Source organism: Williamsia sp. Y844, assembly GCF_056786475.1.
Genome location: NZ_JBXCJB010000005.1, coordinates 125,412 through 138,389, shown reverse-complemented (window position 1 = coordinate 138,389; position 12,978 = coordinate 125,412). Strand labels below are relative to the sequence as shown.

Annotated in this window: 13 protein-coding genes and 1 pseudogene; 7 read left to right on the top strand and 7 right to left on the bottom strand. The window is 61.4% G+C overall.

The genetic code is table 11. The annotated features are described in order from the left end of the window. The first annotated feature begins 229 nt into the window (after positions 1 to 229). Complete coding sequence (locus AC1TQG_RS25935) at positions 230 to 979, top strand: O-methyltransferase (protein WP_482141933.1); 750 nt, start codon at positions 230 to 232, stop codon at positions 977 to 979. Positions 980 to 1,311: 332 nt separating this feature from the next. Here the strand turns inward: AC1TQG_RS25935 and AC1TQG_RS25930 are convergent, their stop codons facing one another. Beyond that, positions 1,312 to 2,727 (bottom strand): pyridine nucleotide-disulfide oxidoreductase, encoded by a 1,416-nt coding sequence (locus tag AC1TQG_RS25930; protein ID WP_482141740.1) that lies wholly within the window; start codon positions 2,725 to 2,727, stop codon positions 1,312 to 1,314. Between the two features lie 172 nt (positions 2,728 to 2,899). On the opposite strand from AC1TQG_RS25930, the gene AC1TQG_RS25925 reads away from it, so the two are divergent. After that, positions 2,900 to 3,412 carry a hypothetical protein gene (locus tag AC1TQG_RS25925; RefSeq protein WP_482141738.1) on the top strand — a complete coding sequence of 171 codons (513 nt, stop codon included), beginning with the start codon at positions 2,900 to 2,902 and terminating at the stop codon, positions 3,410 to 3,412. 299 nt (positions 3,413 to 3,711) lie between these two features. Here AC1TQG_RS25925 and AC1TQG_RS25920 read toward each other — a convergent pair whose 3' ends face one another. Together AC1TQG_RS25920 and AC1TQG_RS25915 are read right to left on the bottom strand one after the other, a co-directional pair. Next, entirely contained in the window at positions 3,712 to 4,704 is a 993-nt protein-coding gene (locus tag AC1TQG_RS25920) for a helix-turn-helix domain-containing protein (RefSeq protein WP_482141736.1), read from the bottom strand. A gap of 1,072 nt (positions 4,705 to 5,776) precedes the next feature. Continuing rightward, entirely contained in the window at positions 5,777 to 6,193 is a 417-nt protein-coding gene (locus tag AC1TQG_RS25915) for a hypothetical protein (RefSeq protein ID WP_482141734.1), read from the bottom strand. Positions 6,194 to 6,502: 309 nt separating this feature from the next. Between AC1TQG_RS25915 and AC1TQG_RS25910 the strand changes: the two genes are divergently transcribed. After that, positions 6,503 to 7,093: a hypothetical protein gene (locus AC1TQG_RS25910; RefSeq protein ID WP_482141732.1), complete on the top strand. Its 591-nt coding sequence runs from the start codon at positions 6,503 to 6,505 to the stop codon at positions 7,091 to 7,093. Positions 7,094 to 7,276: 183 nt separating this feature from the next. Continuing rightward, positions 7,277 to 7,483, top strand: coding sequence for a hypothetical protein (locus AC1TQG_RS25905; RefSeq protein ID WP_482141730.1), 207 nt, complete (start codon positions 7,277 to 7,279; stop codon positions 7,481 to 7,483). Between the two features lie 371 nt (positions 7,484 to 7,854). Here AC1TQG_RS25905 and AC1TQG_RS25900 read toward each other — a convergent pair whose 3' ends face one another. Together AC1TQG_RS25900 and AC1TQG_RS25895 are read right to left on the bottom strand one after the other, a co-directional pair. Then, the gene (locus AC1TQG_RS25900) at positions 7,855 to 8,259 is read right to left on the bottom strand and encodes an ABC transporter permease (protein WP_482141728.1); all 405 of its coding nucleotides are present in this window, start codon (positions 8,257 to 8,259) and stop codon (positions 7,855 to 7,857) included. Positions 8,260 to 8,736: 477 nt separating this feature from the next. Beyond that, a complete protein-coding gene (locus AC1TQG_RS25895) occupies positions 8,737 to 9,117 on the bottom strand; it encodes an ACT domain-containing protein (RefSeq protein ID WP_482141726.1) in 381 nt (126 codons plus the stop codon). Positions 9,118 to 9,396: 279 nt separating this feature from the next. On the opposite strand from AC1TQG_RS25895, the pseudogene AC1TQG_RS25890 reads away from it, so the two are divergent. Continuing rightward, positions 9,397 to 9,527, top strand: a pseudogene (locus AC1TQG_RS25890) (IS256 family transposase); the annotation flags it as partial. Positions 9,528 to 9,671: 144 nt separating this feature from the next. On the opposite strand, the gene AC1TQG_RS25885 reads toward AC1TQG_RS25890, so the two are convergent. Then, positions 9,672 to 10,274, bottom strand: a complete 603-nt coding sequence (locus AC1TQG_RS25885) for a TetR/AcrR family transcriptional regulator (protein ID WP_482141724.1) — start codon at positions 10,272 to 10,274, stop codon at positions 9,672 to 9,674. 109 nt (positions 10,275 to 10,383) lie between these two features. On the opposite strand from AC1TQG_RS25885, the gene AC1TQG_RS25880 reads away from it, so the two are divergent. Then, entirely contained in the window at positions 10,384 to 11,097 is a 714-nt protein-coding gene (locus AC1TQG_RS25880; protein ID WP_482141722.1) for an SDR family NAD(P)-dependent oxidoreductase, read from the top strand. A gap of 504 nt (positions 11,098 to 11,601) precedes the next feature. Then, positions 11,602 to 12,285 (top strand): hypothetical protein, encoded by a 684-nt coding sequence (locus AC1TQG_RS25875; protein ID WP_482141720.1) that lies wholly within the window; start codon positions 11,602 to 11,604, stop codon positions 12,283 to 12,285. A gap of 180 nt (positions 12,286 to 12,465) precedes the next feature. Here AC1TQG_RS25875 and AC1TQG_RS25870 read toward each other — a convergent pair whose 3' ends face one another. Next, positions 12,466 to 12,918 carry a MarR family winged helix-turn-helix transcriptional regulator gene (locus AC1TQG_RS25870; RefSeq protein WP_482141718.1) on the bottom strand — a complete coding sequence of 151 codons (453 nt, stop codon included), beginning with the start codon at positions 12,916 to 12,918 and terminating at the stop codon, positions 12,466 to 12,468. Between the last annotated feature and the right edge of the window lie 60 nt (positions 12,919 to 12,978).

Sequence of the window (12,978 nt, the reverse complement as noted above, 5' to 3'; positions counted from 1 at the left end):
ACACAGCACGCAGAGGGTCTCGCCTGACGTTGGCAGCACGTTAAGGGACAGACATGTGAGCAAACATTTCGCTGCGATCCTGGCAGTCACGGTGTCGGTCGCTTCATCGGTTCTGCTGACCACACGTCGGCCAAGACTCCTTGGGAGCCGTCTCCCGCAGGTTGTGCTGGCAGCCATCGCGGCACTCGGTCTGGCTATCGGCGCCAACGAGTGCACCGGTAGGCCGGTGATGTTTCTGCGATGGTCGTATGTGCGGTTCCTGTTCGGTCTACGGCACATGGGCGCCACCTGGCAGGTCGGTGACGGCCGCGAACAAGCCTTGGCCGACTATGTGTGCACGCATGCGCGCAGAGACGACATCGACGACGTCATCCGGGCGATCGACGAGTTCTGTTACACCAAGAGCTATCTGATCAACATCGGTGACGAGAAAGGCAAGCTTCTCGACCGCGCCGTCGTTGCAGCGCAACCGCACCGGCTGCTGGAACTCGGTACCTACTGCGGCTACAGCGCACTGCGCATTGCGCGTGTCATGCCCACCGATGCCGTTTTGTACTCGATCGAATTCAATCCGGCGAACGCCGTCGTTGCCCGACGGATCTGGGATCACGCGGGCATCGGCGAGCGCATCGTCGTGATCGTCGGAACGTTGGGCGATGACGGCAGGACCCTGGGCACACTGGGCGACAAACACCAGTTCGCCCCCGGAACCCTCGATTTCGTCTTCATCGACCACGAAAAAGACGAATATCTTCCCGATCTCCACCGGATCCTGGACCGCGAATGGCTGCACCCAGGCGCGGTTGTTGTGGCAGACAACGTCAAATACCCAGGCGCCCCACAGTACCGAGCATTCATGCGCAGCCAAGAGGGCCTCGACTGGCATACCCGAGAACACCCGTCCCACGCCGAATACCAAAAGATCATCAAAGACGTCGTGCTCGAATCGACCTACCTCGGCCGACCAGAAAACGCGTAATCAGGTCAGCGGCCCAACCCACCTCGCTCGGGATAAGCAGCCGCACCCTTGAAAGGCAGATCTCGGTCGACACCGATCGCGACAAAGCATGTCACAATGCGACAAGCCATCACCTGACCGAATACCGCTCCCCCACTGCATCATTCATAAATCGCAATTCCGCCAACGATCTACAAGCTTGAGGCTCGCTCCGATCTGCCTGCGAAGCCATACGTCGATCGGCTGCAGCGCAATTCGTGCCATCGAGGTCTCGTGCCCCGTGAGCGCGCGCGGCGATGCGGATAGCGGCGCAAGTCAGCTCGTCTGCCGTCATCAGCCGAGCGACTGTCCGGTTACGCGGGCATCCCGGCGAACTCGGTCAGCCGGCTCATCCCCAGCGCCGCATACTTCGTCAATCGCTCGACCGCAGCGGCGAGTTCATCGGACTCCATCAGGTCCGGTGGCATACGCGAAGGGTTCAGCGCGACCTGATCAGCCCACGCCTTGATGTCAGGGTTCGCACTGAATGCCGCAGCGGCGCGGCCACCGGTGACCTGCATCCACGCCCATTCGGCAAGACCGTTGGGATAGGTCGACGACGGGCAGACCGCGTTCTTCGCAGCATTTGCGGCGTCGGCGTCCAATCCGACAGCCACGGTCGCCTCGACATGGCCCGATAGCGCCGCGCCGAACAACGGGAAGCCGGCACGTACCGGTTGCAGCGTCATCGTCCGGTTCCCCCAGATAGGCACCTGCGGCTGAGTACGAAGTCCCCGCGCAGCACAGTGCACGATCACCGCATCGGGATCGACGGCCACCACATCATCAGCAGCCTCTTCCTTGTCGAACGTGAGATGCCCGGGCGCGACTGCGCGCAGGTGACCCCGGCGTACGACATTCTCGATCATCCGCAATCGATCGAGCTCCCACTGCGCGATCGTCGGAGTCCTTGCCATCGTGGGCGTCACCGAACGGTCGATCCGCAGCATGACGCCGGCGTCCTCGAGGCGGCAGAACATCTCATCGGCCGAGGCGGACTCGGATGCGGCCTGCATGGTGTCGGCCGCAGCACCGATGAACATCACCGGCTCGGGCTGGATGACGGCACGGTTTAACATCCACGGATCGCGCGGCCGCACCCAGCAGATCGCGTCGGGGTCGACCCCGTTGTCGATCAGCCACACGCAGGCGTCAGTCGCGGTCTTGCCCGAACCGACAATCACGTACTGCGATGTGGCACGACCGAGGCCGACCAGATCATTGATGGGTATGACGTGCGCGCCGTCGGCCACCTCGAACGGTGGCGGCATCAACGAGGGGATGTCCGGGGCGAGATAGCGGGCATCGACCACGCTACGACGTACCCGCACCTCGTGCTGACGCCCGGAGATCAGGGACACAAACCGGCCTCCGCCGAGGTAGTCGCAGTTCGAATAGAACGACACCTTGCCGGAAGCGAGCAGGCGGTCACGCAGGATGCGTTCGTAGTAGGCGCAGATCTCCGGCGCGGTTGCCCGCTCGTGCAGACCAGCCTCGGGCCCGCGCTCCTGGATCCGTCCACCTCCCAACGGCGTCGAGGCCACACCGTAGAGGGCAGAGGCCTGGTGGAGCCGGACGAACGGATAGGCATCGAGCCAGTGACCGCCGACTCCGTGCCGCCGATCGACCATGACCACGGAGACATCGGCGCTGTCGATGAGGGCGTCGACAAAGGCCATACCCATCGCACCCGCACCGACCACCAGGTAGTCGGCCTCTAGCATCGCCATCTCCTCAGACTGACTCTGGCCACGGGGAACGTCAATGACCTCTTGGGTGGCGCCACAGCACCGTTCAAGATTCCGCACGCTTAGACGAAGCGGGCCCCGTCCAATCTTCGGCATGGTTTCTGCCGGGTTGGGGTACTGGAGCAGAAGCACAGGGTGAGGAACTGGGAGATGCATGGGTGTGGATCGAGATGACCTCGGGTGTTGGATCGTCAAAGGCAATGGCGCGACCAACCCCGGCTACGTCGGCATCGATATCGGTGCGGCACGCAGCATGCCAGCCTCCGTCATCGAGGCCACGTGGTGCCTGAGTGCCCGGACCCGACGCCCGGCACTCGTTCGTCGCGGTGATCTCATCGCGCTGTGGATCACCGGGATAAAGAATCCGGGCATCTATGAGTTCGGATACGTGACGAGCGACGGTCTCGCCGACGAACCGACAGACCCGGGATCTGCTCTGCACGTTGAGTTTCAGGCGATTCGACTCGATCGAGACTCATATGTGCCGAGGGCGGTGATGGCGGCATCGCCGACGCTGAGGGATTGCGAACAGTTCCGCGCGCCGATCGTGGCGAATCCGTCGTATTTGACCCGTCCGGAGGCGGTTGTCCTGGCCGGATTGATCGCTCGGCGGGTGCCGCGAGAATCGATGGAGATCTCCGGATGGGCAACCGCGCTCACATGGTGAACGAAGGAGGGCCCGCTCCGCAGCAGCACCCACTGAACGGATTTCTCGCGGGCAAAGGTGCTCGTGTGCTGAAAACCGAGGTTCACGCACATGAGGGACACTGGTCACCCGCCCCTGCCTCCAATCAGCCTTCGACAGGTCCGTGAAACCGAGAAAGCAACCAAGTGCACCCAACACCAGCCGCCGAACTCCCACTCGAACTCGTAGCTGGCGTTCGCAAATAACGCGCTCGCGTCGCCAGCGACGATCGCAGCCTCCGCTGGATGTGGGGCAGTCAGAACTGCCTTTGATTGTCGATGTCAGGCCACCGCGAATGTACTTCGATATTCGCTTGGGGAGGTGGCCATTATTCGAGTGAAGTGATAGCGAAACGTCACCACAGAGGCGAATCCGACCATCCCCGCAATACGGTCAACCGGCACATCTGAGGTCTCGAGCAACTCCAAACTGGCGTCGATACGCCTGGCGATGAGCCATTTTATCGGCGTTGTTCCCGTCGCCTTCGCGAACTGCCGCAGATAGCTGCGTCGAGACAGCATGGCTTGCTCAGCGAGATTGTCCAAGGAGATTGGTAGGTCGATCCGGGCCAGTGCCCAGTTCATGCTGTCAGTGATGGTGGTGTCACCGGCCACAGTCGGCAGTGGGCTCTCGATATATTGCGCTTGGCCGCCGGAACGATGGGGCGATGCAACGAGGCTCCGTGCGACGTCATTGGCGACCTGCGAACCGTAGTCGCGACGCACGAGATGCAGCGACAGGTCAAGTCCAGCAGAGCATCCGGCGCTCGTCAACACCGAACCCTCATCGATGTACAGCGGGCGTGGGTCGACTTCAACTGCAGGATAAAGCTCTTGCAGTGTCTTCGTGTAACGCCAATGGGTTGTCGCGCGCCGCCCATCCAACACGCCCGCCGCCGCGAGGACGAACGCACCCGAACAGAAAGAGACCACCCGAGAACCCTGGTCGGCGGCATGGCTTATTGCCTCGAGCAACCGCGGCGACACCGGTTCCCGAACATCGGCGACACTAGGAATGATCACTGTGTGCGCGGCAGCGAGATCATCAAGTCCATACGACGTTCGCAGTCTTGCACCCCCCACCAACCTCACGGGATCGCGCGTGACAGTGCACAGACGCAGCTCGTACCAGGGTTTTGCGATACCCGGCCAAAACATCTCAGACAACTCCGACAGACCGAAAACTTCTGCCGCTATTCCCATCTCGAAGCCCGTCATACCGTCGTACGCGAGCACGGCCACCCGATGTCTTTCCGTACCCTCTCTCACACTCATGGCACCATCTTAGCGATAGTGGGCATCAGTGCCACTGGCCAACAGCCCCGAAGAGGCCGACCATTCGTCTATGCAGAAAAAGAACCGGCCGGCGATACAGACGTTTCGGACCGTGATCCGCCAGGTTGTTGCCGGCGTCAGCGCGGGCAACGCACTGCGCCACAACATCTCGCCCTCAGACCAATCGTGGGCACTCTCGATACAAGAACCCTCCGCCGGCCAACGACCCGGTAGTCGAGTCGCGCAAAGGCGCGACAACAAGACCCGCCGTCCACGCCGCTGAACAACGATTCGTCGACTAGGGCTTACCAGCACTAGGACTCATCAGTTCTGATTTGCCAACACGTGCGTCAATTCAGTGACCGTAGACCCCCACTACTCATCCTCGCCGAGCCGACTTGCCTTGGCGGGCTGCGAGAGACCATATAGATGGTGCTGGGGCCGAGGTTGTAAACACCATTCCTAACGCGGTAACAGCGACAACGACAGCGACAGCGACAGCGACAGCGTGGCGGCATCCACAAACAGCACGCGGCAGTGGGATGCCACTATGCGCCGCCGGAGGCGCTTCGAAGTGGCTGACTGCCGGTTTGCGTATCGGACGGGTCTACGGTGCGGCAGGCACGATCCGGATGTCGCGCTCGGCGCCATCGCCGAGCACCGCGAGAGCGCCGCTCCCCTACCCGACGTAAGCTGTCAGCTCCGACAGAAGCGTCCTATCGGCGTATCACATCGGGCGACAACATGTTTCGTCGCCTAGGACGACAGCTGGCTAGACCTACCGTCGGATCAGGCAGCATTCACTCTCACCGAAATCCTCACAGGCATCCCTGTGTCACTCGACTTGATTCGCCAATCGACCTACTCAGCCTCGACATACCCATCCCCGACCGGCAATAGCCACACCGGGCGGCACGACCCGCCAAGCTGACGTTATATCTGTTGTCGGCGAGAGTAGGACGAGCCCAAACAGATGAAAGTACCGACCTCACTGAACCTTTGGTGGGTTAGCGTGCTGGCCATAAAGGCCCCACACATTTGGCGGGCTACCCTACACGCCTTGTGATCGAGGTCAGTCGGGCGCGAAGCCGCCGACCTCAATCGACATCGCTATGGGCACGAGGAATAGAACTACGCCGCTAAGGCCGGCTATGACGGTTCCGGTAAGTAACCGCCCACGACGCCACCTCCACAAAAGGAGCGCATCAATGCTGTAGACCGTCACAAGCGGAATCACCCACGACAACCAATAGCCCAGCGTCGGGCCCGGCACCCCGGGAGCTCGGTCGTGTAGCGGTACCGGCGAGAGTTCTGCGACGTCGAACGCGACTCGAAACGTATGGACCATCCAAGTAGACGTGTAACAGCCCAGCACGCCGCCGATGAACAAGCCCACTGCTGGCACGAAGGCTGTGAGCACTTCCAGCCAAAAACTCTTACCTGATTGCCTATTGCCAGAAGAACTCGCGACCGTCCCCTCTTCAACCACCCACCGACCATAGCTTCCCGTCGAACTCAGTCGTCCGGTCACAACACGCAGCCTGTAGCCGCCGGAATTCCACGACACGCGTTTGTTCGAAGCTCTTGGTGCCGTACATGGAGAGCTGATCCACCAATCGGAGCGCTCGTCAGTGGCTCGATCTGAGCGACTCGACTGGCGCACTCTGGAAGAGTCCTAGACATGCAGAGGCCACCAGACAACGAGATACCCGTGCGCGCACCGATCGCCGGCATCGTCAACCGCACCTCGGAAATAGTTTTCGCACTGACATCAGTTGAGGTGTACTCGGTCGGCGTAATGTGGACCATCGACATCTTCAAACGAGTACCTACCCACTCGCTCGGCTCCTACGGGTTCGGCCGACCCGAAACCTTGAGGTCCTCAAGTGCCCCATACCTGCTGGGCTTTCAATGGGCCGACGGCACCATCTCGTCGAACATGCCCTTGGACAACCGCGGCGGACTGCACCCCGGCTACGGCGGTAGCGGAAGCCGCCACCACACCCGCGCCAACTTCTACCTCGATCACCTACCACCGCCCGGGCCCTTCTCCATCGTCACCGCTTGGCCCTTCTTCGACATTCCCGAACGCCAAGTCAGCTTCGACGGATCCGTCATTGCCGCCGCCGCCGAACGGGTAGAGCGGCTATGGGAGCCAGTCGAGGCGACGCCGGACAATCACGACATCCCGCGAGCCGACAACGCCATCCTCGTTATGCCCAGAACAGGTTGGTTCGGTGAGCATTTCGACCAAACACCTCCACCACCGAAACTCGATGAACACGGCAACGTTATGCATTTTCGAGCGATCGGCATCGACGGCGAGGGCAACCACATTCCCCTCACGCCAGCACCTCGAGGATGGCGGCAAGCCGACGCCGACGAGTAGCGATGCCCGTATGTTGACGGTATGGCACTGAGTAACGACGGCCCAGCCACAGCGCATACTGCACGTAGCCGATGGATCACAGCGTTAATAGCTGCCACTCAGGTGGTCACTGGGCTAGTGGGTGGTTGGTTCGTAGGCGCGGCGGTCTTGTTCGCGGCGCTGGCCGGGGCTCAAGTCGCGGGCGTGCGTTCTACGACCGGCGACTTCACGGGGATGGCCGGAATGGCCCTGTGGGCGTTGGTGGCGATCGTGGGTGCAGTTCAAGCCTTCCGGCGCCGCCGGTTCTGGCTTCCCCTTGCCGCCGGATTCGCTTTCAGCACAACAGCTTTTGCGCTGTTTGCGATACTCGTCGCAATCCCGTTTGGTGCAAGCATGCGAGAGTTCGACTGATAATCCAGGTCAGTAATTTGTCCTACGTGATCATGTCTCGTACCAGTCCTTGTTGCAGCAACGACGCTGGCCACCCTCCTCATCGCTACTGCCTGCGCCAGCTCACCGGATTACCCTGGCGAAGGTCTGAACGAATTGCCGCCACAAGCTGTCGGCGCCGTTGTGGTCGGACCGCTCGGATTGGAATCCAGCAGCGGAGCGACAAGTCGACACTGATCGCATTCGATGCGACCGGCAAGGCGCTCGGCCGGGTCGAGGGCGGTGTTGGGAATCGCCGAACACTAGATGTGCGGCGGGATAGCTCGCCGGCACTGCCGCATCCCCAGGAATACCGAACACTTGCAATAGCGAACGTCCCAATCCAGCAAATTCTATTGTGCCAAAACCAATTTCGAGTGTCTTCCGGGTGAGACAACCTGCTGCACCGTGGCGACGACCACACCAACGAGCGCCATCGGGACGGCGAACCAGAGAGACACCCAAAATGACGCCCAGTTCGCTATAGCCACGAACGTCAATACGAAGAATGTTGCGACCACGAGCCACGAAACCCAGCATCGCATCGCAAGAGCCGCCACAACCGCCGGCACCGCCAGCAACAGCCCAAGCTGGACCAGCGGCCACACGCCCAGCACGTGGACGATCGAATCATCACATTGCAACGACGCTTGGTCGCCGTCGAGTCCCAGGTCGCCGGTCTTTGAACACGACAGCGACACTTCAGATATCGGCGACATCGAAGACGAGACAGCAAACACCACCGCTGCCAGCGCCAAACCCCACCACACTGCTCTCAGCACCGACACGCCTGCAGCGTATACCCACGTCTATCGTCGACGCTCCAACCACGACGGTAGGCGCGCGCGATGGTGGGGGTCGCGGTAGTCAAAGGGTTTAGTCATGGCTCGATGCAGCGTGGGGTAGCTAAACAGTGCCAGGCCTGACCGGCCGACTCTATCGGCATGAAGCCCTCCGTTTGCCGACTGTGCTCGATTGAACGCGCGAGAGTTCCACAGATTGCGTAACCACCGATCTGCGATTGTGACCACGGGCCGATCGATAGATCCTCAGGCCGCAATGAGCCGCCGTCGACCGCTGAAAAGAACGCCACCATAATCGAACCCCCGAGATCGCCGACGTCCCATACTAGAACATGCGGTGCAACCTACGATGCACTCAGCGCGACACACCCACGCCGTATCGAGTAGCAGCCGTCAGGTCGACCGCTCGTTCGCCGCGATGTTACTTCCATCCTAGGCAGCGACGCGGTGACCAGATTCACGCAAGACCGCGATCGCGGCGTCGACGTGATCAGTTGGGACGTACACCAGATCTGCAGAGAGCGTGGACAGGACGAATACCGAGATCTTTGCGCTTGCCAACGGGGCAAGTACCGAGACCGCCATCCCGGGGATGTCCAGTTCATGTGCCGACTCGTCACCGTAGAAACACCGCCACGTATTGCCGTCCCCGCCTGAATCCTGCACCTCTACGACTGTGGTGCAGTCCGGCGCGACGACGGTGGCCACTGCAGGCCCGGGTACCTTGCCAGATGGCGAGTCCGCGATGCGGTATTCGCCCGGCAGGAGTCGAAGGCGTTGCTGTGCAACGGTGATTCGAATTGTAGTGCTCATCTAGAGGATGCTACGGAAGTTGTGTAGCCAGTTCCATCGGCACCAAGATGCGCACGAAGACGTTCCGACGAATTACTTGGTGCGGCCCTTGTCGCGTTGGGCCTGATCGCGGATCCCACGCTCGGGCTTCGGTTCCACAAAGTCGTACGCAGAGGGTACGCAGCAGCACCGAAACCGCCCACACTGGTCCAACACCAGAAGCACGAATACTGCTCCCCCACTGCACAATTTGAAACTATCAACGGCGCCTTCGTCATTGCTCGATTTAATCCCGGTACGGTCCCACGGACCCGAGGGCAACTCGATACTGGGATCGCACGCTTTCGTGAACGCGCCCTGACCCACAACACCTTTCCCTACATTTTCCTCGATGCCGCCTTCTGCAAGGCCGCATCGGCGCCCACGTCGTCGAGGACACCGCGGCGGCTATTTCTTTCGTCGACGCGAGGATCGAGTTGGCCCGAAATACGTTTTAAGGAACAAAGATAGGGATCCCGACCGCGCCGGATATCAGGATCGCTGACCCTCACACGAGTCCGTTCGCGGTGACCGCGTCAGGGCAGATTCGGTGCGGGTTGCGGGAGAGGACTGGCGCCTTCCGTGCGGAGGCCATCGAAGATGATCGCGAGGTATCGCTTCCATAGCTCGGGATCGGGATGGGAGAGATTGCTGACGACATGTACCGGTGCGCACATCAGCAGAAAAATATCTGCCCCAGTCACATCGGGGCGGATGGTGCCGGCCTGGCGGGCACGGTCGACAAGGGAATCGATGGCCAGGTGCAGACGGTTCCGTAGCTGCGTCACCCTGATATCGCCATCGCTGACCGCCCACAGAAAGTCGACGTCATGTTGTTGCCGTTCGTCGGCCGCTACGGTCAAGAATTCCAGTAGCGCAGCTCCCGGGTCAGCAGCCCCTGCCAGTTGTTGGGCGTGGGCGATGAGAATGTCGAGATGACCGGTCACGATCGCAACCATGAGATCTTCTTTACTGGCGAAATGCCGGAAAACGGTGCCTTTACCCACGCCCGCCCGACGAGCGATTTGGGCAACCGAGGCCGACAATCCGCGCTCGGTGAATTCCTCCTCGGCTGCTGCCAGCAGCAATTGCCGATTTCGCGCAGCATCCACGCGCAAGGGTCGGTCAGATGGCGGCATCTCCCAATAGTAGCAAGGTGACCGCACGGTCCGATTCCATGCTAGCGTCGCAGACGTAAGCGGACCGGTGGGTCACCTTATTGGTCCGGAGCTAGCACCAGGAGGACAGATGAAACTATCGAACGCAACGGCCCTTGTCACCGGCACCAACCGAGGCCTTGGCCACGCCTTGGCCAGTGAATTGGTGCGCCGAGGCGCGAAGGTCTACGCGACAGCACGGCGGCCAGAACTGATCGACATTTCCGGCGTCGAGGTTCTCCGCCTGGATATCACCGATCAAGCGTCGGTCGACGCGGCTGCAGCGGTCGCCGGAGACGTCGATGTGCTGATCAACAATGCTGCTTTCACCGGTGGCGGAAACCTGGTCACCGGTGAACTTGACGCCATCCGCGCCGTGATGGATTCCAATTACTATGGCACCCTTGCTGTTATCCGCGCGTTTGCCCCGATCCTCGCCCGCAACGGTGGTGGCGCGATCCTTAACGTCCTGTCCGCCGCAGCATGGAACACTGTCGACGGCAACACCGCCTACGCCGCCGCCAAGTCCGCAGCATGGGGCCTGACCAACGGAGTGCGAGTCGAACTCGCTGGACAGGGAACACAGGTCACTGCCCTGGTGCCCGGCCTGATCGCCACCCAGACCCTGCTCGATTACGCGGCGCAAGCAGGCATGAACTTGCCTGAAGAACTACTCAACCAACCGGCCGATCTGGCACATGTAGCTCTTGATGGATTGGAGGCAGGAGATTTGGAGATTCTCGACGATTTCGGCAGGCAAGCCAAGGCCAGCCTTGCAGGACCCCCGCAAGCTTTTGCACTGTAGTTGAACGCCGCAGCCACAGCCCGCACTCAAGGCAACGCCCACCCCGCCGTCCGGGGCGTCCGAGTCGCACACCTCGCACACCCACCAAGTTAGAGACTTGATGTCGCGGTAGCGGTGGGGATTTGGGTTGTTTCCTTTGCTGGTGACCACGGGGAGCGGAGTGATTTTGGTGGTCGCGGTGGTAGGCCCGTTCGATCCACGTCACCATCGCCGGTCACAGTTGCCCGCAGGTGGATCAGCGTTTCCGATCGAGCACTTTAAACCGCTGCGGCACAACTGATTTACGAACTTTCTGTGCCGATACTGGCTGCCACAAACCGAGGGGACGATCGTGGCGACTGGGTCGCGTTGATCGACAGCGCTCCATAGTGTGGGGCACCTCCCTGCACTATGGGGGCCCGATAGTCTTCTCGCGCAGCTTCTTTTCGGTGCCGGACTATCGATGGGATCGGCTTTTTACGAACTGCGGACCGACGCGGCTTATGGCGGGTACCGTCACGCATCGTGACTTCTTCGAAGGTGATCGTGGCGATCCGAAGTGGCGGATTGTCGCGGGCGAACACCGCTGACCTCGTCGATCGGTGTGCCGCGTCGGGTGCGACTCGTGTTCAGGTCAACATCAGCGACGAGCCGGTGTCACCGGCCATGCGAATCGACGAGCTCAATCCCCCGATCCAAGCTGTGGTGACATTCTGGGCCCCAGACCCCGACAAGTTGCTCGCCGTCCTCGCGGAGGACATCGACGGGGCCATCGCGGCCTGGGAGGTCGAGGCCCGCACGCCGCTTGACCCGCTGCTGCCCGCCGACGGATCGCGGATCGACGCGTTGTCCAACATCGCGTTCCTCCGGCGCCCGGCCGAGCTCGGTCACGACGAGTGGCTCGAGCGGTGGCTCGGACACCACACGCAGGTGGCGATCGACACCCAGGCCACCTTCGGTTACGTCCAGAACGTCGTCACTCGGGCGCTCCTCGAGGACACTCCCCGCGTGGACGGGATCGTCGAAGAGCTCTTCCCGATGGCGGCTGTCAGCGACATCCACGCGTTCTACGGCAGCGGTGGTGACAAGGACGACCTTGGTCGTCGAATGACCCTGATGCTCAACAGCGTTGCGCGTTTTGGTGCCGACCGGAACCTTGACGTGGTGCCGACGTCGCGCTACGACTTCGATCTCACGCGCGGCGCCTGACGGGGCGTTCTTCTTCGCCGCCGTCGCGTACTTGTGCAGCTCAGATCAGCGAGTTGCGGCCTCGACACACCGATCCCCGACCAGCAGTAGGTCACGCAAAGAACTGCCCATCTCGACAGCCCAGCTCACGTAATCGCTACTGTCGGCGTTGAACTGGGTTGGATAGAAGGCCCGGGAACGCTATGCACCGTCGTTGCTATCGCGCAGGGAATCGATCATGCCCCGCAGGATCCGGAACGCACCTGACCGCTCGGTCTCGGTCATGCCGGCCAACATTCTGACCTCGACGGACCGGACCGCCACGGTCGCCTTCTCAAGGCTTCGTCGGCCGCGAGGCGTGAGCCGAGTGGGAAGAGTCTTCCCGACGGGTGCCTCTGCAGGCCTGGTCACGTAGCCGTCTCGTTCCAGGGCCTGAAGCAGCACGTTCATCGACTGCCGTGTCACGAACGCGCCCCGCGCAAGCTCGGAGTTCGACAAACCCGGTCGCTGAGCCAGCAGCTCGAGGCACGAGTAGTGCGTCACACTCATCCCCAACGGGCGCAACACTTCCTCCATGGCTGCGCGGAGGGCGCTCGACGCCTCTTTCAGCAGATAGCCCAGCGACGTCTCCAGCTCGACACCATCTTGACTCATGTCAGTATCCTGACATATCGTGCTCTGTGTCAGCTAACTGACACGTAATTAAGGAGCATC